General features: G+C 54.5%; 21 protein-coding genes. 15 read left to right on the top strand and 6 right to left on the bottom strand.

Features of this window, described 5'->3' with window-relative positions; translation table 11 throughout:
- Positions 1-5: 5 nt before the first annotated feature.
- The gene (locus HEQ18_RS00285) at positions 6-503 is read right to left on the bottom strand and encodes an SH3 domain-containing protein (RefSeq protein ID WP_432815065.1); all 498 of its coding nucleotides are present in this window, start codon (positions 501-503) and stop codon (positions 6-8) included.
- A gap of 83 nt (positions 504-586) precedes the next feature.
- Between HEQ18_RS00285 and HEQ18_RS00280 the strand changes: the two genes are divergently transcribed.
- Complete coding sequence (locus HEQ18_RS00280) at positions 587-1,585, top strand: 2-hydroxyacid dehydrogenase (RefSeq protein WP_432815064.1); 999 nt, start codon at positions 587-589, stop codon at positions 1,583-1,585.
- A 951-nt stretch (positions 1,586-2,536) separates the two neighbouring features.
- On the opposite strand, the gene HEQ18_RS00275 is transcribed toward HEQ18_RS00280, so the two are convergent.
- Positions 2,537-3,952, bottom strand: coding sequence for a hypothetical protein (locus HEQ18_RS00275; RefSeq protein WP_432815063.1), 1,416 nt, complete (start codon positions 3,950-3,952; stop codon positions 2,537-2,539).
- Positions 3,953-3,996: 44 nt separating this feature from the next.
- Here HEQ18_RS00275 and HEQ18_RS00270 point away from each other — a divergent pair, with 44 nt between their 5' ends.
- The gene (locus HEQ18_RS00270; protein ID WP_432814106.1) at positions 3,997-5,073 is read left to right on the top strand and encodes an IS5 family transposase; all 1,077 of its coding nucleotides are present in this window, start codon (positions 3,997-3,999) and stop codon (positions 5,071-5,073) included.
- A gap of 113 nt (positions 5,074-5,186) precedes the next feature.
- Here HEQ18_RS00270 and HEQ18_RS00265 read toward each other — a convergent pair whose 3' ends face one another.
- From HEQ18_RS00265 to HEQ18_RS00255, 3 genes are all read right to left on the bottom strand, one after another.
- On the bottom strand, positions 5,187-5,615 hold the full coding sequence (locus HEQ18_RS00265) for a DUF262 domain-containing protein (RefSeq protein WP_432815062.1): 429 nt from the start codon (positions 5,613-5,615) through the stop codon (positions 5,187-5,189).
- Positions 5,616-5,789: 174 nt separating this feature from the next.
- The gene (locus HEQ18_RS00260) at positions 5,790-7,193 is read right to left on the bottom strand and encodes an NAD(P)H-dependent flavin oxidoreductase (protein WP_432815061.1); all 1,404 of its coding nucleotides are present in this window, start codon (positions 7,191-7,193) and stop codon (positions 5,790-5,792) included.
- A gap of 72 nt (positions 7,194-7,265) precedes the next feature.
- Positions 7,266-8,414, bottom strand: a complete 1,149-nt coding sequence (locus HEQ18_RS00255) for a glycosyltransferase family 4 protein (protein ID WP_432815060.1) — start codon at positions 8,412-8,414, stop codon at positions 7,266-7,268.
- A gap of 37 nt (positions 8,415-8,451) precedes the next feature.
- On the opposite strand from HEQ18_RS00255, the gene HEQ18_RS00250 reads away from it, so the two are divergent.
- From HEQ18_RS00250 to HEQ18_RS00225, 6 genes are all read left to right on the top strand, one after another.
- A complete protein-coding gene (locus HEQ18_RS00250) occupies positions 8,452-9,861 on the top strand; it encodes a protein adenylyltransferase SelO family protein (RefSeq protein WP_432816014.1) in 1,410 nt (469 codons plus the stop codon).
- Positions 9,862-9,929: 68 nt separating this feature from the next.
- A complete protein-coding gene (gene cobA / locus HEQ18_RS00245) occupies positions 9,930-10,697 on the top strand; it encodes a uroporphyrinogen-III C-methyltransferase (RefSeq protein ID WP_432815059.1) in 768 nt (255 codons plus the stop codon).
- Positions 10,694-10,990: a DUF2849 domain-containing protein gene (locus HEQ18_RS00240; protein WP_296199915.1), complete on the top strand. Its 297-nt coding sequence runs from the start codon at positions 10,694-10,696 to the stop codon at positions 10,988-10,990. Before cobA ends, HEQ18_RS00240 begins: the two co-directional genes overlap by 4 nt.
- A 1-nt stretch (position 10,991) precedes the next feature.
- Positions 10,992-12,620, top strand: coding sequence for a nitrite/sulfite reductase (locus tag HEQ18_RS00235; protein WP_432815058.1), 1,629 nt, complete (start codon positions 10,992-10,994; stop codon positions 12,618-12,620).
- Positions 12,613-13,035, top strand: a complete 423-nt coding sequence (locus HEQ18_RS00230; RefSeq protein WP_432815057.1) for a DUF934 domain-containing protein — start codon at positions 12,613-12,615, stop codon at positions 13,033-13,035. Before HEQ18_RS00235 ends, HEQ18_RS00230 begins: the two co-directional genes overlap by 8 nt.
- Positions 13,028-13,798, top strand: a complete 771-nt coding sequence (locus tag HEQ18_RS00225; RefSeq protein WP_432815056.1) for a phosphoadenylyl-sulfate reductase — start codon at positions 13,028-13,030, stop codon at positions 13,796-13,798. The genes HEQ18_RS00230 and HEQ18_RS00225 overlap by 8 nt, the downstream gene beginning before the upstream one ends.
- Before the next feature lie 172 nt (positions 13,799-13,970).
- Here HEQ18_RS00225 and HEQ18_RS00220 read toward each other — a convergent pair whose 3' ends face one another.
- Complete coding sequence (locus HEQ18_RS00220; RefSeq protein ID WP_397604694.1) at positions 13,971-14,372, bottom strand: acyl-CoA thioesterase; 402 nt, start codon at positions 14,370-14,372, stop codon at positions 13,971-13,973.
- Between the two features lie 168 nt (positions 14,373-14,540).
- Here HEQ18_RS00220 and HEQ18_RS00215 point away from each other — a divergent pair, with 168 nt between their 5' ends.
- The 7 genes from HEQ18_RS00215 (at position 14,541) to HEQ18_RS00185 (ending at position 19,008) form a co-directional block, all read left to right on the top strand.
- Positions 14,541-14,882 (top strand): hypothetical protein, encoded by a 342-nt coding sequence (locus tag HEQ18_RS00215; protein ID WP_432815055.1) that lies wholly within the window; start codon positions 14,541-14,543, stop codon positions 14,880-14,882.
- A 115-nt stretch (positions 14,883-14,997) separates the two neighbouring features.
- Positions 14,998-15,132: a 50S ribosomal protein L34 gene (gene rpmH / locus HEQ18_RS00210; RefSeq protein WP_125230634.1), complete on the top strand. Its 135-nt coding sequence runs from the start codon at positions 14,998-15,000 to the stop codon at positions 15,130-15,132.
- A 23-nt stretch (positions 15,133-15,155) separates the two neighbouring features.
- Complete coding sequence (gene rnpA, locus HEQ18_RS00205; RefSeq protein ID WP_397604692.1) at positions 15,156-15,491, top strand: ribonuclease P protein component; 336 nt, start codon at positions 15,156-15,158, stop codon at positions 15,489-15,491.
- 148 nt (positions 15,492-15,639) lie between these two features.
- A complete protein-coding gene (yidD, locus tag HEQ18_RS00200; protein ID WP_432815054.1) occupies positions 15,640-15,852 on the top strand; it encodes a membrane protein insertion efficiency factor YidD in 213 nt (70 codons plus the stop codon).
- A gap of 34 nt (positions 15,853-15,886) precedes the next feature.
- Entirely contained in the window at positions 15,887-17,656 is a 1,770-nt protein-coding gene (gene yidC, locus HEQ18_RS00195; protein ID WP_432815053.1) for a membrane protein insertase YidC, read from the top strand.
- Entirely contained in the window at positions 17,653-18,273 is a 621-nt protein-coding gene (gene yihA, locus HEQ18_RS00190; protein ID WP_432815052.1) for a ribosome biogenesis GTP-binding protein YihA/YsxC, read from the top strand. The genes yidC and yihA overlap by 4 nt, the downstream gene beginning before the upstream one ends.
- Before the next feature lie 72 nt (positions 18,274-18,345).
- The gene (locus HEQ18_RS00185) at positions 18,346-19,008 is read left to right on the top strand and encodes a glutathione S-transferase family protein (RefSeq protein ID WP_432816013.1); all 663 of its coding nucleotides are present in this window, start codon (positions 18,346-18,348) and stop codon (positions 19,006-19,008) included.
- The last annotated feature ends 2 nt before the right edge of the window (positions 19,009-19,010 follow it).

The raw sequence follows: 19,010 nt of genomic DNA, 5'->3' as shown, positions 1-19,010 counted from the left end.
ACGGCTTAGGGCGCTTCATCGCCCCAAATACGCGCCGTTTCGATATAACCGTACCGACCATTGGTTTCAAAACGGCAATAGCCCTTTTCGCATTCCTCAATGATTCCGACCACACCGGGCTGAACGCGCCATGAAATATGCGCGCTGGCTTGCGGCGAGTCCCGCAATGCGCCATTGTCTTTACCAATAACGATGGCGGTCCGCTGGGGACTTAAAAGCCGCACGTGCAGCCAGCCTTGTTCCCCATCGGGATCCTCGACCTTGCGCCAGACGCTGTGGACCGCGACGACTTTCACCGGCAAATTCTGCCTTTTGTACACCCATGTCACTGGAAATTCAGTGCTGGGCCCGGTGCGCATGCGGGCTTCGGGCTTTTGTATCGACGCCCAATAAGGCGGCTTGCGCTGCGTCTGTCCAGCGGCAGACACCGAACCCAAAAGCGCAAGCGCCACTGCGCCATAACGCCATATCGATTTGTTCTGCTTGGCCATATTGTTTACCATCGTTTGCATCTTATACGGCAAGCGTTGCGGGGAGTGCAACCATCCTGTCTTGACCTAGCCACAAATTCGGCTTTAGTCAGCCTATGCCAGAACTTAGCCGCATCGAACGTCCGTCCATCCGCGTTACACGCAGTTTGCTGCCTGCGGTTGAAAAACGCATGGCGGAGTTATTCGACGCACGCTTCAACACCGACGACACCCCATTAAGCCGTGACGCATTGATCGCCGCAATGGCCGGTTGCGACGTGCTTGTGCCAACGGTCACCGACAGCATCAATGCAGAAATCGTCGCCGCCGCCCCGCCCCGGCTCAAGCTGATCGCCAGCTATGGCGCGGGCGTCAACCATATCGACCTGGCCGCCGCAAAGGCGAAGGGCATCATGGTCACCAACACGCCCGGCGTGTTCACCGACGATACCGCCGACCTGACGATGGCGCTCATCCTCAACGTCCCCCGCCGCCTTGGCGAAGGCCAGCGTGTTATGCGCAACGGCGAATGGCGCGGCTGGAGCCCGACGGGCATGCTTGGCCACCGGATTGGCGGCAAGACATTGGGCATTATCGGGCTTGGCCGTATTGGCGAAGCTGTGGCGATGCGCGCAAGGGCCTTTGGCCTCAACATCATCTACAACAAACGCCATCGCTTGCCCGCCAGCGTCGAGGATGAATTGAGTATCATTTTTGAACCCGACATTGACCGGCTTATGGCGCGGTCGGACATCATCACCCTGCATTGCCCGTTAACCGCAGAAACCGACAAGATCATCAACGCCCACCGCATCGCGCAGATGAAAACGGACGCCTATATCATCAACAGCTCGCGTGGGGAGTTGATTGACGAGGACGCGTTGATTGATGCCTTGGAAACGGGCCGTATCGCGGGGGCCGGGTTGGATGTCTATACGCATGAGCCAGCGGTGGACTCGCGATTGTTCAACATTCCCAATGTCGTATTGCTCCCCCATCTGGGCAGCGCGACCTTTGAAGGGCGAGAGGCGTCGGGCGAGCGCGTGATTGCAAACATCCGCATGTGGGCAGACGGCCACAGACCGCCAGACCAAGTCTTGGAAGGCTGGCAATAAACGAAGCGGCATCCAAAGAAACCAGCGGCGGCGCATCTGGCATCACGCGGTTTGTGTATGACGGGGATAAGGTGATTTTCACGGTAATTCGGTCAATCCGGTGCCTAAGTTTACAAACATATACGCAAAACGGGGTATTTCTGTAAACTTACCCCAACTTTGCGACGTTGGCTTACCGGGTCCGAAAGCGCGGGCTGGGGGTCAACATGTTCAAAGAGCCGGTCGCGCAACAAATGCGGGCGTGAAGCACAAAATCTCAAACCAAATCCTACATTGCAAGCGAAAGCTGTTTAGGGGTTATGGTAATTGTTACGGTAGTTCCTCTGTCACGGTAATTCGGTAATTCCTCGTCATTCCCGCGTAGGCGGGAACCCAACTCATGACAGCGACATTTTCAGCAAAGGTGATAGTGCATTCTTGCGCGGGAGTTGGGTTCCCGCCTGCGCGGGAATGACGTTTAGTAGTGCGGGAAAAGCGCATGGAGCAAACTACCGCCATAATACAACGCTATTTCGGGCGTGGCGCACCTGTCATCGGAATTTCAGCTGCTTCATCCCCGAAATAACCCGTTCAGCACAAAACGCCGTCGCACCAGCGAAGGCTGGTGCCTATGACGTGTGTATGGGCAGGCCGACAGACGCGATAGGCCCCAGCCTGCGCTGGGGCGACGGGTGCTGCGCCACTTCAATATCTTCCGCATCGACTAAAGGAATTGCGCTAACAGCTACGTCATCCCCGTAATTAGGGGACAGGTGCATTAACCCCAAAATTGACATTCATCGGAATTTCATTAACCCGCTCTTATCGCATGTGTTTTCGTTACATTTGATCGGGGGACTTCGCATCATGTTACGCAGCAATGCAAAGGCGGACGCGAAGCAAAGCTATTTCGGGGATGACGCACCTGTCACCGGAACTCAATTCGTAATTCCCTATCACGGTAATTCAGATTTAGCGCGATATGTAGCGTCTAATTAAGTTTGATATCATCGCAGGTTCGACTTTGGACAGCTGTGCACCGTTTCGTTCGAAATAGCTATCCGCATACATACTCGGGTCGTCCATCCCCTTGGCTTCAAAAACATACACGGTTTTATCGTAATACCGAACTGGCTTAATGTTGGCCAAGATGTAACCCTTTAAAGGCTCGGATATAACCGATTGACTTACTTTGTCCGTAATGAATTGAAACATTTGATCCGGTGACTTGCACAACCGGTTTGCTTCGTGATCGATACCGCTAATCCAAAAATTCTGGAAGGCTAAAGACTCAGCACCAAACAATGTTAATATTCTTTCTGCGGTCAAACGGGTTTCGGCGACCCCGACAATGACATAGCCTTTTTTTCTTGGGCCTACATTTGCAATCGCGACTAGTGTTTTGAGAATTTTCTCGAACGAATCTTCGTCAAATGATGGTGGGTCATTAAGAGCAAAAAAACCCTGCTTGAAATCATAGGACGCTTGCTCGGTATAGGACTGGCTTAGTAGATTCTCCAACTGGGTAATCCAAAGCACTTTTGCAGGGTCTGGCGCTTCGGCTGGCCCAAATGATTTTGAAATCATTCCTGCCACAGCTTCAATTGCCTTCTGACGACTTTCCGCCCCCCAGCGCCCGCCCCCGTCTTGCACGTTTATATGCCGTCCCATTGACGACATTGCAGTCAAAAGTGTTTTTTGGTCCATAACATCTTGATTTTGTTTAATCATTAAGTCATAAAAAGCGAGAAAAATGGCCTGAAAATAACGTGGAATTGGGTTATTCTGGCCATCGGGGAACAGCAACTGCGAAAAATTTTTCTTTGAAGCGTCGATTACCAGTCTGATTTGATCGAGTGTTCGAGTAAAATCGCTCACCACAAGATCAACGGACCGGCGTTGGACAAATCTCTCTACGTCAACGTGACGCGTTATTGCTGCGGTTTCTGGACCGGGATTGTAATAGTCATCTAGAAATTCTGTTCTCGAAGAGATGGGTTCATCGTAAACCATGTACGATACTAAATCAGCAATAATTTCTTCGTCTTGGCTTTTGCGAATATGGTCGCGTGAAAGGATGCCTTGTTTAACCCAAAAAAGATTATCAACATCAATTCCGTATTCCAAATCCTTATTGGTAATACTTATCTTTTGCATTTCATTAAGTTTGAGAATGTCGGAGGCAGAATCGTCTCCTCTAACTTTAGCTGCTAACCGGCGAACGGCGTTAGCAAAATGCCCAGTGGCACCAGCGGAACGAAGCTCTTGCCGCGACAATTGTCGACCACCTGCATTTATTCTTCGGAAAACCTTGTCAACTGACTCTTCATCTGCAAATTCATAGATGGAGAGGGGGACAAGATGGGCACCTCCAAAAACCTCTGGCATTTGAGCGTGTGATCTGATTCAACGGTCCCCATCGGGAGGCGATTATGAAGCAGGCGGGTTTGTTCGGTTTATCGGATCATTTGAAGCGGCTTTCGGCCAATGGCGATCCGCTTGAGGCGCTGGGGCGGATAGTTGATTTTGAAGGCTTTCGTGTGATCCTGGACAATGCACTGGCTTATTCGGACGGTTCGAAGGGTGGCAGACCGCCCTATGACTGCGTATCGATGTTCAAGATCCTTATTCTGGCGGCGCAGAACAATGTGGCCGATGCCCGCATGGAGTATCTGATCCGTGATCGGTTGAGCTGGCTGCGTTTTCTGGGCTTTGATCTTGGAGCGCCAACGCCTGATGCCAACACGATCCGGCTATTCCGGGAGAAGTTGACCGATGCCGGAACCTTGCAGGTGCTGTTTGACGCCTTTGACCACCGGCTGCGAACCAATGGATATCTGGCAATGGGCGGCCAGATCGTCGATGCAACGCTGATTGCAGCCCCCAAGCAGCGCAATACGCAAGACGAGAAGGATGCAATCAAAACGGGCAAGACGGCACAGGAAGTCTGGCCCGACCAACCCGCCAAGGCTGCGCAGAAAGACACAGATGCGCGCTGGACGGTGAAGTTTGCCAAAGCGCGCATGGCTGCGAACGGCAAGCCGCAGATCGACATTGCGATCCCAAGCTTTGGCTACAAGAATCATATAGCTATCGATCAGCGCTTCGGGTTCATCCGCAAGGCTGTGGTCACGCACGGCGCGCGTCATGATGGATCACAACTGCGCGAAGTGGTCACGACAAACAACACTGCATCTGATGTGTGGGGCGACACCGCTTACCGGTCCAAGACCAATGAAGCGTGGCTTGCAGCCCATGGCCGGGTCAGCCGCATCCACCGCAAGAAGCCAAAGGGCAAGCCACGGTCAGAAGCGCTTCGTGCAGCCAACCGAACAAAGTCGAAGATACGTGCAAGGGTCGAGCACGTCTTTGCGCAGCAAAAGGCGCATATGGGACTGTTCATCCGCACCATCGGCATCAAGCGTGCCGAGACGAAGATCATGCTCGCCAATCTTGCGTACAATATGCAGCGCCTGCTGTTCCACGAACGACGAGCGGCGACAGGATAATTGTGTCCAAAATCCAGAAATAGGGGCCAAAACAGCGGCAATAGAGCCAATCTCAGCCCGAAATGCACCGATCAGGTGCCTGCAACGCGCATATCGAGGCCGCTTGACCAAAATCAACGGTTAATGGAGGTGCCCAGATACGAAGCAATCTTAACGCAAGTTGCGCGATCCAACTTCGGGTGTTTTTGTTCAATAATTTGGGTATCTAGCAATTCTTTGGTTTTTGCCATTGTCTCAAGATCATAATAGCGCCCATCGACGGCATATTTGTTCTCTATAAATGACACAATTGCATCGAGTCGTTGCATGCCATCTATGATTTCCAATTGGTTTGATTCTCTGTTGGAGCTCTCTGCCAACAAAATAATCGGCACTGGGTAACCCTTTTTCAGAGAGTCAATAAACTCTTGTTTTTCTTCCAGTGTCCATATCAGTTTTCGCTGATATCGGCGATTTACAACATACCGACTCTCGACAAAGTTCCCATAAACTCGTTCAACCAACTCGCCTTTGACCGTTAAATCAGGAGCCGCGCTTGCCATTCAATATCCCCTTCTAAGAATAATCGTGCTTTAGCCAAGTCGAGACGGTGGCGGTATACATTTTCACCAAACATACCGAACTAAAGTAGAGGGGATTAAAGAAATTCCACTAACACGCCCGTCATCCCCAAAACAGCCCTGCGCTATGACCCCTTGGGCCTGACATGACCAACATCAATCGCCCGTTAAAATACGGTCCATCAATTGCTGCACTGTCGGGACAAAGCCGTTCGAATAAAACGGGTCTTTTCCGAACAGATAGGCGCTGTGTCCGGCGAACATCAGATTTTCGTCAATGGGTGCGCCATGGGCGATGTTCTGCAGCGCCTTTTGAATGCAAAAGCTGCGCGGGTCGGCAAGGCGGCCTGTGGAGTTATTGTCATGGTCCTTCCACGACGAAAAACCGCAATGCGACAAACATCCCATGCAGTCCTTTTGATCCTTCCGGATCGTTTCACCCGATGACGGTGTCACGAACACAAGCGAGTTATCGGGCGTTTTCAGCGCAACATTAAACCCGCGCGCATCCCATTCGCGGGCCTTCATCAGGTCGGCTTGGGTCACCCAGAAATTCTTACCCTTCACGCCGACATCCAATTGCGCCGTGTGTTCCGCGTCGGCGGCCTGCACAAACGGAATTTGACGTTCCGATCGCGCCTGAAGCTCACGCAGGAAGGGGTTGATGACCGCGCTGGAGTAAAAGCCCGTGGGCGAAAATTGATGCAGCAGCACGCCGTCTTCCGGAATTTTCGTAAGCGCGTCTTTCCAACCGGCGGGAATGGGGCTTTCTTGCGTCAACAGCGGACGTGTGCCCAATTGGAACGCAATCTGCCCCAGTTCGGGGTTATCAATCCAGTTGTTCCAGTCACGCAAGAACCAGACGCCGCCGGCCATGACGATGGGCACATCATCCGAAATGCCTTCAACGCGCATGACATCGCGCAGGGCCTTTACGCGGGGATAAGGATCTTCGGGGGATCGCGGGTCTTCGGCATTGGACAGGCCATTATGGCCACCGGCGAGCCATGGATCTTCATAGACAACCGCACCGAGCCATTCCGGCACCTTGTGATAGGCACGCTTCCACAAGGCGCGGAACGCGCGCGCGGAGCTGACGATGGGCAAATAATATACGCCATATTGCGCGGCAATTTCGGATAATTTGTATGGCATGCCAGCGCCGCAGGTGACGCCTGTCACCATGCCCTTGGTCGCTTCCAAGATACCGTGCAAGATGCGCTGGGCACCGCCCATTTCCCACAGCACGTTGATGTTAATGGCGCCGCGCCCATTGGAAATTTCATGCGCAAGCTTCACCTGCGCAATGCCGCCGCGAATGCCATATTCGACCAGTTCTTCATGCCGTTCGGCGCGCGTTTTGCCAAGGAAGACTTGCGGGATCATGTCGCCATTTTCATCATAGCTATCGGCATTTACCGCCGATACTGTGCCGATGCCGCCCGCCGCAGCCCACGCACCAGAACTTGCATGATTGGTCGCCGCAACGCCCTTGCCGCCTTCGACCAATGGCCATACTTCACGGCCACCATAGATAATGGGTTTCAGACCCTTAAACACAAATACTACCCCTAAAATGCGCGTTAAAGCACAGTTTCATGCGCTTCTCTCATTTTGCGCTATCGTAAATATCTAGCTTTGTCGCGCAAAATCAGCACGTTTCATGGCAGAACCATAAAGCTGCCGATACCGCGCGAACATCGTTTCCTCATCATATTGAGAACAGGCCAATAAGCGGTTTGCAGCGCCCAATGCTTCACGAAGTGCCGCATCTTTTGCCAAGCTAGCGATAGCCAAAGCCAGCGCGTCCTCATCAGCGCGTGCAACGATAAAGGGCCGGTTCTCGCGCGCAACAATAGTGCGGACATCGCCTACGTCCGTCGACACAATGGGCAGCGCGCTGGTCATCGCTTCAACCAGTGAAACGGGATATTGTTCGCTATCCGAGGACAAAGCAAAAATGTCGAAAAGCCGAATGTAGCGCGCCGGGTCACGCAAATATCCAGGCATCATCACGCGGTCGGCGATACCAAGCCGCTTTGCCTCCGATATAATCACATCGCGATCCGGCCCTTCGCCGACAATGGCAAGCCGGATATTCGGGCCAGCCGCAGCGACCGCACGTAACAGCCGAGGCACATTCTTAACGCTGCGCAGATCGGCAATCGTGCCGACAACAATGTCTCCGTCCCGTTTTTGGAACCCCGGAAAGGACCCGCGTTGCGGGCGGCGGTTATAATGTTCGGTATCAATCCCGTTGGGAAAGCGGGCGATTTTCTCCAGCGGCTGATGCCAGACATTGCGGGCAATATGTTCAAGCGTTTTGGATGGCACGACAAGGGCATCAGACCGTTGCAGCGCAATATTGCGGAACCAATTGCGTTGCCATTTCAGCCGATCAACCTCATCATGCTCAAATCCGTCCTCATGATGAATCAACGGCGGCAATTTCATGCTGCGCGTAAACAAGGTATGCGCCATGACCCCGTCCATTGCACCGAAATTGTAACTGAGCACGAGGTGAAATTTCTTCATATAGCTGGCCAAACGGCGATAGCGGCCCATGCTGGGCATTCCGGCGAGCGAAGGCGCTGCGTCTTTGGGAAAGCTGACCTTCACGCGGCGATCAATCATGTCTGCCGCGCCAAAGGCATCGCGAACAGCCGACAAAACCGTATGTTCGGCTTGATTGCCAAAGTGGTTCATCAGGCGAACCGTGCGCGATTGCTGATCACCTAAATCAAAGCTGCTATGCAAATGCAGGATGCGAACCGCCGCCATACTTGCCTTTCCCTTATGCACCGCCCAGATGCGTTTTATGATTATCAAACCGTCCCCTTCCCCCTACCGTCCTGATCCAATAATCGCCAGTCTTGGCGCGAAAATTGGTTACGCCGTCCGGCCTGCGCATTTTCCGGAGACGGTCTTGCGCTTTCGGAATGATCGTTGGGCAGCGACAATTGGCCTCGCCGACTATGACGACGCCGCCTGGGTCCGCCACTTTGGCCGCTTTGAACCGCTGCCCGACAATATGCCTGCACCGTTGGCTTTGCGCTATCATGGGCACCAATTCCGCGTCTATAATCCCGACATTGGTGACGGTCGGGGTTTCCTGTTTGCGCAGATGCGCGATGGCGACGGCCGCTTGCTAGATCTGGCCACCAAGGGGTCGGGGACCACACCTTATAGCCGCCGTGGTGATGGCCGTTTGACGCTAAAAGGTGGGGTGCGCGAAATATTGGCAACCGAAATGCTGGAGGCGCTTGGCGTCAACACCTCCAAAACATTTTCGATCATTGAAACCGGCGAAGAATTGATGCGCGGCGATGAACCATCGCCCACAAGGTCCGCCGTCATGGTCCGATTAAGCCATAGCCATATCCGCATTGGCAGCTTCCAACGTGTCGCCGCCGAAGGCGATGCTGCGTTTATGGAGGAGCTTATCGCTTATTGCCTGACGCAGCTTTACGATGTTGCCGCAACGGAAAATCCTGCGGCTCAGTTGCTTGAATTGGCGGTGGAACGGGTCGCGGATCTTGCGGCGTCATACATGGTCGCGGGCTTTGTTCATGGCGTGCTCAATACCGACAATATCAATATTACCGGTGAAAGCTTCGATTATGGGCCATGGCGCTTCACCGAATATTGGGACCCGCAATTCACCGCGGCCTATTTCGACGAATCTGGTCTTTACGCATTTGGCAGACAGGCCGAAGCGCTGCATTGGAACTTGGGGCAGTTGGCAGTTGCGCTGCGTTTGGTGTCGGACGCTCCGCCATTGATTGCGGCACTGGAGCGTTTTCCTGGCCTGTATCAGCAAGCGGTCATTCGGCGTTTTTTGTGGCGGTTGGGTGTAGCATCGCACGGAGAGGCATTGGACAGGCAATTGGTCGAAGCCGCCGAACGCGCGATGTCGCGGGAGAAAATTGCAATCGATCAATTCTTCTATCGCTATCGCCACGGCAACGCGGATGCGGGCGAAGCCCCCGGCGAATATGAAGTGGCATTTGCAGCTTTGCTGCGTGATTACGCGCCAGTGGAAGGGGACCGTCACGATTATTGGGCGAAGGGCGCGATATGTTCGATGTTAATCAACGAGGTGGAAGATATCTGGCAGGCGATTGCCGAAAAGGATGACTGGCAAATGCTGGAGCGCAAAATCCGTGATATTCGGGAGATGGGGCAAGCCCATATTTCACCTGACCCTTGCGCCAAAGTGATCCGCTAAAGTTCTTCTAGGCCTTGGCCAACTTATCCTGATTTGATGCGTGCGGCGCATTTGCCCATGAACGCAAGATGGAACAAGCACGCATATATTTGGTGGGCGCTGGCCCCGGTGACCCCGAACTTCTGACCGTTAAAGCGGTTCGGTTGATTTCGAGCGCGGACGTTGTCGTGCATGATGGCCTTGTCGATGACGCGATCATGGCGCTCATAAATCCCGCCGCACGTCTGATTTCCGTCGCCAAAAGCCGCTCCCGCCATTCGGTCCCGCAAGACGGGATCAACGACATCCTCGTGCGCGAGGCGCTGGCGGGTCATAGGGTCGTGCGGTTAAAAGGCGGCGACCCGTTTATTTTCGGACGCGGCGGTGAAGAGGCGGAAGCCTGCCGCGACGTTGGCATCGATGTGGAGGTCGTTCCCGGCATCTCTGCCGCGATGGGCGGTGCAGCAGCCAGCATGTTGCCGCTGACACACCGTGATGCCGCCAGCGCCGTTACCTTCGTCGCTGGCCAGTGCAAGGGCCTGACCGACCAGAATTGGGCGGGTCTTGCGGGTAAAGGCCGCACCTTGGTTATCTATATGGGCATCGCCACGGCGGCGGACATTACCGAAAAGCTCATCTGCGATGGCCTGTCACCCGATACGCCTGTCGCGGTGCTGGAGCGCGCCACACGGCCCGATGCGCGCGCCATGCGGACGATACTAACCGACCTTGGCGACATGATCGCGCGCGAAGGCGTTGTTTCGCCCGCCATCATCATTGTCGGCGATGTCGTCCTGAAATCCGATGCCGAAGACCGGTTGTTCCATTTTGCCAAACAGGCGGAGAAAATTGCGTGAAATTACTGACGGGAAATGATTTGGGGTCTGGCGCTGTAACCTGGTGGACGGGCAATGGCTGGTCCATCCATGTCGAAGATGCCGCCGATGTTGGCGAACATGGCGAGGCAATACTCCACGCCGAGGAAGGCGCACGCCGCGTCAATGCGCCGTACATTATTGATGCGCTGCCAACCGAAGATGGCCCGCGCCCGGCACATATTAAGGACCGTATTCGCGCGCTGGGACCAACCGTCCGCACTGACCTCACACTCAAGCCTGCCGATCCTGCGGCTGGCGACTGGATAATCTGACATGTATAGATATGACCATTATGACCAAGCGATGGTGGACGCGCGCGTTGCCGAATTTCGTGACCAAATAACCCGCCGCATTGCCGGAGAAATGACGGAAGACCAGTTTAAACCCCTGCGGTTGATGAACGGCCTCTATCTGCAATTACATGCCTATATGCTGCGCGTTGCCATTCCTTACGGCACGCTCGATTCACGGCAGATGCGGATGCTGGCGCATATCGCGCGCAAATATGACCGCGATTATGGCCATTTCACCACGCGCCAGAATATTCAGTATAACTGGATCAAACTGGAAGACTGTGCCGATATCCTAGAAGAGCTGGCCACCGTCGAAATGCATGCCATTCAAACAAGTGGCAATTGCATCCGCAACATTTCGTCGGACCAATATGCGGGCGCTGCGGCTGACGAAGTCACAGACCCGCGTCCTTGGGCCGAATTGCTGCGCCAATGGTCAACCTTCCATCCGGAATTCAGCTATCTACCCCGCAAGTTCAAAATCGCCGTGATTGCGTCACCTGAGGACCGCGCAGCCATGCGTTTACACGACATCGGGCTTGAGCTGATCCGCCAAGATGGCGCATTGGGCGCGCGGGTATTTGTCGGCGGCGGCATGGGCCGGACGCCGATGATCGCGCCTGAGATCAATCCCTTTGTGAAAGCGGACGATCTGTTGAGCTATCTTGAGGCCTGTCTGCGCGTCTACAACCGCTACGGACGGCGCGACAATATCTACAAAGCGCGGATCAAGATACTGATCCATGAAATCGGCGCGGACGCATATCGCCGTCAGGTCGCAGCGGAATTTGCGCATGTCAAAACCTTGGGCATCGACCCGCCTTTGGCTGAGTTGGAACGCATAGCTGCCTTTTTTGCGGCACCTGCATATGACGCGCCGGACGTAGAACCGGACCGCACTGATCCCGATTTTGCCGTCTGGCTCGATCAGAATGTAAAGCCGCACAAGCAAGGTGGCTACGCCATCGTCAACATCAGCTTAAAGCCTATTGGCGGTATCCCTGGCGACGCGACATCACAGCAAATTGATGTCATGGCTGACTTGGCCGAAAAATACAGCTATGACGAATTGCGCGTCACGCATGCGCAGAACATCGTTCTACCTTATGTGGCAAAGCGCGACTTATATGCCGTCTGGCACGCCTTGCGCGATGCCGCGTTGGCCGACGCCAATCTTGACCTGATCAGCGATATCATCGCCTGCCCTGGCCTTGATTATTGCAGCCTTGCCAATGCGCGTTCGATCCCCGTCGCGCAGAAAATTGCGACACGTTTTGCCGACATGGACCGGCAGCGCGATTTGGGCGAGCTGAAGCTTAAAATTTCGGGCTGCATCAATGCCTGCGGACATCATCATGCGGGGCACATCGGCATATTGGGCGTCGATAAGAAAGGCGTGGAAAATTACCAGCTTACTTTTGGTGGCTCTGGTGCGGAAGACGTCAGCATCGGGAAGATCATTGGACCCGGCTTTGACGAAGATGGCGTTGTCGATGCGGTAGAAAAGGCGACGGAAGTCTACAAGGCACTGCGAGAGGGTGATGAACGTTTCCTCGACACCTATCGCCGTGTCGGCCTCGAACCCTTTAAGGAGGCGATTTATGGTTGAGTTTCGTTATCGCGCCGATGAAGTCACAGAACAGCCATCGGTAACGCTGGATGCGTTTCTGGACCAATCCAACGCGACCGCCGTCCGGTTGGAACCCGATGATGATGCCCGCGCTTTAATTCCTTTCCTCGACCGGCTGACGCTGATCGAAGTTGCTTTCCCCAAATATCGCGATGGCAGGGGCTATAGCGCCGCACGCATATTGCGCGAGGCCGGGTATCAGGGCGAATTGCGCGCCCAAGGCGACGTGTTGGTCGATCAGATTGCGTTCATGCGCCGCTGCGGCTTTGACAGTTTCGCCCCTGAATCCTCCTTAAACCCCGATGCCGTCGCACGCGCGCTGGCGCATTATGACCATGCGTATCAAGGGGCTGCTGATAGCTTGGTGCCTATTTGGAAGCTACGCCATGGGTAATGAGGTCCGCATCGCCGATCGTATCAACACTGCCCCGCGATATACAGACGGCGACGCGGTGCGCCTGAACAACATGTTCCGGGGCTGTGATACGATTGAGATGCTGACGATCTTGTTACGCGAGAACATGTTGGGTGATGCTGCTGTAGTCTCCAGCTTCGGCGCGGAGAGCGCGGTTTTGCTGCACCTCATTGCAAGCATCGATCCGACTTTGCCCGTCTTGTTCTTGGACACGGGCAAGCATTTTCCCGAGACGATCAATTATCGGGAGGAACTTCGTTCCAAGCTTGGCTTGTTGGATCTACGTATCCTGACCCCTGACCCTATTTTGCTCCAGCAAAAGGACGAAACGGGCCTGCGTTGGTCATATGACCCCGATGGTTGCTGCGAAATCCGCAAGGTGCTGCCATTGAATGCTGTTTTGACCGCCTTTGATGCACAGTTTACTGGGCGCAAAGCGTTTCAATCATCAACCCGCCGTGCGCTGCCCCGGTTCGAAATCGAAAATGGCCGTTTGAAAGTCAATCCGATCGCCGATTGGGACCAAGCCAGAATCGACGCTTATATGGCCGAGCATGCCTTGCCCGCACATCCCTTGGTAAAGCTTGGCTATCCATCCATCGGCTGCTCCCCCTGCACCACCAAAGTTGCACCCGGCGAAGACCCACGCTCGGGCCGTTGGAAGGGCTGGGACAAGGTTGAATGCGGGTTACACAACGCCGTGACGCCGATGGGCGACGGTGCGGATGATCCTATTTTCTGAGGACTTTCAGTATTTGAAGTAGGTCATCCTGAACTTACAGAGTCCCGTCATCCTGAACTCGTTTCAGGATCTTACTACTGCATTGCCGATTAACTAAGATCCTGAAACAAGTTCAGGATGACGAAGCTTTGGCAAAACGCGTCAGCCGAAACGCCGCACCGCCAATCCAGAATCAATCCCGACTGAAAAAATACGCCTGAACATCGGCCGCAATGCGCGCAGGCCGCAGCGTTTCTGCATCAATGCAGCACCAGCTCGACTTTACCTCGGCAAGAACTTCTTCGCCACGCTTGATCACCGTATCGTAAAATGACCGCGCCCCTTGCACCTTTTCCAGCACAACCGATGCAATCACCTCATCATTCAGAAATGCCGGCTTGCGATATGTGATTTCATGTTTGAGCGCGACCCAAAGATATTTCGCTGCCGTCTCCGGCGGGGCAAGCTTGTTCCAATGCGCCAGAACCGCATCTTGAACCCAGTTCAGATAGCGCGCATTGTTCACATGCCCCATGAAATCGATGTCAGCAGGCAGCACGCCTATGCGGTGAAGGTGGGAGAGGGCTTTTGTCATCAGGCTTTCATCATAAACGATAAGAAACGGTCATACAGCCTTATTACGGCGAAAACATGAATACATGCTGGCAATTATGGGTGCCCCTAAAGATTTTTTATCTCGGCGGAAACTGCTTGGAGCTGACATGAACTTGCAACACCCGTTCCTTTATCCCACATGACGCATATGCACCGTTCGAAAAGAAAAAACTGGAGCGATACGCCTGCCTATCGCTGGTCGATGGTCATTTTGGGTTGGGCGCTGATCGTTGCGGTGCCACTTGTCAGCTGGCTTCCAGGCCCAGGCGGACTATTGCTGTTTATCATCGGGCTCGGCGTCATCCTTAAACATTCGCGTTGGGCAAAGAAACGATATTCGCGGCTTTCAAAGCAACATCCTGAATATGCCCGCTGGGCAAATTGGGCACTGCGGCGCAAAAAGGTCAAAGGCCGCCCGCCCTTTCCCGACGTCAAAGGGGATTTTCTGCACCTGTTCCGTCGCGACGACGTTGACATAAAAATGCCCTGACCCGTGTTGACTTTTAACCATCCTGACCGTATCGGCCACAGCAACAGAGAAGGTCGTTGCGCAGATTCGGCGACCATTTTCATTTCAAGACGCAAAAAATTTAAGGATTACAGTCATGAAGCGCACTTTTCAGCCGAGCAATCTCGTGCGTGCCCGTCGCCACGGTTTTCGTCTCCGTATGTCAACTGCTGCTGGCCGCAACATCCTGAACGCCCGTCGCGCACGCGGTCGCAAGAAGCTGTCGGCTTAAGTAGCGAGCAAGCGAACCGCGACATGCGCGGTTATAGCGTCATCAAAAAAAGGCCAGATTTCTTGGCCGCTAACCGGGGGAAGCGATATGCAACTCCCGGTTTTGTTTTGCTTGTGAAAGACAGGCAGGATGAAAGCACCGAGATTCGGTTGGGCATTACCATTACCAAGAAAGTCGGCAACGCCGTCGTCCGCAACCGCATGCGCCGCCGCTTTCGCGCCTTGGCGCAGGAAATGCTCGGACAAAATGGCAAGGCTGGCGCCGACCATATCCTGATTGGCCGCGACAGCGGGATCGAGCGGGACTTTGACGCATTGCGCAGCGACATGGCCAAGGCGCTGGGCAAGTTATGCGGCTGATGATGGACATATTATCCTTCCCATCGACTTGCGATGGGGAGGTGGCACGCCAACGGCGTGACGGAGGGGCCTTCAAGCATAGAGGCCCCTCCACCCTTCGCTGCGCGAACGGTCCCCCTCCCCATCGCAAGTCGATGGGGAGGTCCACATGATCGCAAAGCTCTTCATCCTTGTCGCAAGGGCCTGGCAGATCGGGCCATCGCGTGTTTTGCCGCCGACGTGCCGATATAGCCCAAGCTGTTCGGCATATGCGATTACGGCGCTACAAAAATATGGCGCAATTAAGGGTGGCTGGCTGGCCATCAAACGGCTATTGCGCTGCCAACCTTGGGGTGGGCACGGAAATGATCCTGTGCCATGACGCTCAACTTACGGATTAACGGGGAATTTTAGACGTGGACGATAAACGCAACCTGATATTTGCAGTATTGCTGACGGGTCTCATCCTGTTCGGTTGGCCCTATGTCGCCAGCTATTTCTTCCCCACACCAGCGCCTGTCGCCAGCACAGCCGTATCGACGGCCAATCCCGCAGGCGCGGCAACGTCTGATGTGACCGTCGAAGCCGCACCCGCAAAGGCGCAGGCCGTTCCGCTCGGCAATGCGTTGCAATCTTCGGCACGCATCACTGTCGAAACGCCAAAGCTGAAGGGCTCAATCAATCTTGAGGGCGCGAAAATCGACGACCTCGTGTTGCTGACCCACCGTACCGAGCTTGCCAAGGATTCGCCCCCCGTTCGCCTTTTTGCGCCATCTGGCACCAAAAACGCCTATTTCGCCCGCTTTGGCTGGGCCGGCAGTGGCATCATAGCGCCAGACGACAAGACCGTTTGGACACCAAGCGGCAATAAGCTGACGCCGTCCACGCCTGTGACCTTAAGCTGGACCAATGCGCAAAGTCAGACGTTTGAAATCGCTTTGTCGATTGACGAAAATTACATGATTACGGCAAAGCAGCGCTTCACCAATGGAGGCACGGCACCTGCCGAAATCGCCAACTTCGCGTTACTCAGCCGCACGGGTAAGCCCGCCGACGCGACCTCAGGTGGATCGATATTCACGCACATCCACATCGGCCCCATGGGCGTTTTCGATGACAAGCCCAATTATGACTGGGGCTATGTCGATGTCGAAGAAAATAAGGGTGAAGCATCGTTCACCAGCACGGGTGGCTGGCTTGGTTTCACCGACAAATATTGGCTCGGCGCGCTGATTCCCGATCAGAAAACGCCCGTCTCGGCCAAGTTCCGCGCAAGCGGCGATGTCTATCAGGCGCAGGTTATTCCAACGCGTAACACGAGCGTCGCCGCCGGGGCCACATTTGACAGCAGCTTACGTCTGTTTGCGGGCGCTAAGGAAATGGCGGTCCTCAATGCCTATTCACAGGATTTGGGTATTCCCTATCTGGACTATGCCATCGACTGGGGCTGGTTCTGGTTCATCGCCATTCCGTTCTTCTGGATTCTCCATTGGCTGTTTGGCGTGTTCGGTAACTTTGGCGTTGCGATTATTGGGCTGACCCTCATTGTCCGCGGATTCATGTATCCGGTCGCGCAAAAGCAATTTGCGTCCATGGCGCAGATGCGTGCGGTGCAGCCTAAGCTCAAGGCGCTGCAAGAGCGTTGGAAGGATGACAAGCCACGGCTCCAGCAGGAAATGATGAAGCTGTACAAGGATGAGAAAGTAAACCCGCTCGCGGGCTGCCTACCCATATTGCTGCAAATTCCTATCTTCTTCGCACTCTACAAAATTTTGCTGCTGTCGATTGAAATGCGTCATCAGCCATTTGTGTTATGGTTGAAGGATTTGTCCGCACCCGACCCGTTGACGCCGATCAACCTGTTTGGATTGCTGCCGTTCGACCCGCCATCTTTCATCGCGATTGGCATCTTGCCAATCTTGTTGGGTGTCACAATGTGGCTGATGCAACGGCTCAATCCGCAGCCGATGGACGAAGTGCAAAAGCAGGTATTTGCTGTCATGCCTTGGTTCCTGATGTTCATCATGGCCCCATTTGCCGCTGGTCTTCAATTATATTGGGTGATGTCCAACCTCGTTTCGATTGCCCAGCAAAAATGGCTATATTCGCGCCACCCGGTCTTGCGCGAACAGATGGCCCGTGATGCCGAAGAAAAGGCGCAGGCGAAAGCGAATGCCAAGGCGTGACCGAACCGACGACCAAAATCTTTTCAGGGCCGATCTGTTTCCTGAAATCTGCGCCAAAGCTTGAATTTCTGCCCGAACCAACGGTACCGGAAATTGCGTTTGCGGGTCGGTCGAATGTCGGCAAGTCGAGCCTGATCAACGCGCTCGTCAACCGCAACAATCTGGCGCGCGCGTCAAATACGCCGGGCCGCACACAGGAATTAAACTTCTTTGATGTGGGCGACCCTGCAACATTTCGCATCGTCGATATGCCGGGCTATGGTTATGCCAAAGCACCGATCAAGACCGTGCAGCAATGGCGTTACCTGATTAACGATTATCTGCGGGGCCGCGTGGTGTTGAAACGTGTCTTCGTCCTGATCGACAGCCGCCATGGGATTAAGGAGGTCGATCATGACATCATGTCGATGCTCGATAGTGCCGCAATCAGCTATCGCATCGTGTTGACCAAGACCGACAAGATCAAGGCCAGCGACTTGGCCGCAGTTGAAACCGACACTATGGCAAAGCTGCGCAAGCATGTTGCGGCCTATCCTGACCTATCGATCACCTCCGCCGAAAAGCGCGGCGGGATTGAGGAACTGCGCGCCGCCGTGTTGGAAGCCGTGGCCTCCTAAAAAGTGCGTAAATTTTGCTTTTCTGCCCTCTCGACAGAAAAGCAAACAACGGCCATGTAAGGTCGCATGACCCTGAAACTGATCATTGGCAACAAAGCTTATTCAAGCTGGTCGCTGCGCGGCTGGCTCGCGGCCAAGCAATCTGGCCTGCATTTTGAAGAGGTCGTTGTTCCATTGTTTGACCAAGACTGGGACGCGCGCAAACGTGCGGAAGACCTCGCGCCTTCCGCTGGCAAGGTGCCTGTCTTGTGGGACGGGGAGGTGGTTGTCTGGGACAGCCTCGCGATCATCGATTATCTTGCCGACAAGGTCGGGCGTGACCGTTATTGGCCCAAGGACGCTGTCGCGCGCGGCATGGCGCGTTCCATGGCGGCGGAAATGCATGCGGGCTACACATCCTTGCGCCGCGAATGCCCGATGAACACGCGCAAGACCTTCACCGACGTAACATTGTCCGAAGAAACCCGCGCCGATGCTGTCCGCATATTGCAAAACTGGGCAGAGGCGCGTTCGCGTTTTGGCAAGGATGGGCCATATCTGTTCGGCACGTTCAGCGCCACCGACATCATGCTCGCACCCGTGGTCACGCGCTTTGTGACGTACGGCTTTACGCTTCCCGGCTTTGCCCAAGCCTATGCCGAGACCATCATGGCGCATCCGTGGATGGAACAATATTATGCCGCCGCCGCGCAAGAGCCATGGACGATAGAGCGCATAGAGCGCGCTGTTACTTAAAA

Origin of the sequence: Sphingorhabdus sp., from assembly GCF_050921905.1 — a bacterium.
GTDB lineage: Bacteria > Pseudomonadota > Alphaproteobacteria > Sphingomonadales > Sphingomonadaceae > Sphingorhabdus_B.
The sequence above is the reverse complement of the archived record's forward strand: the minus strand, read 5'-3'. Positions and strand labels throughout refer to the sequence as shown.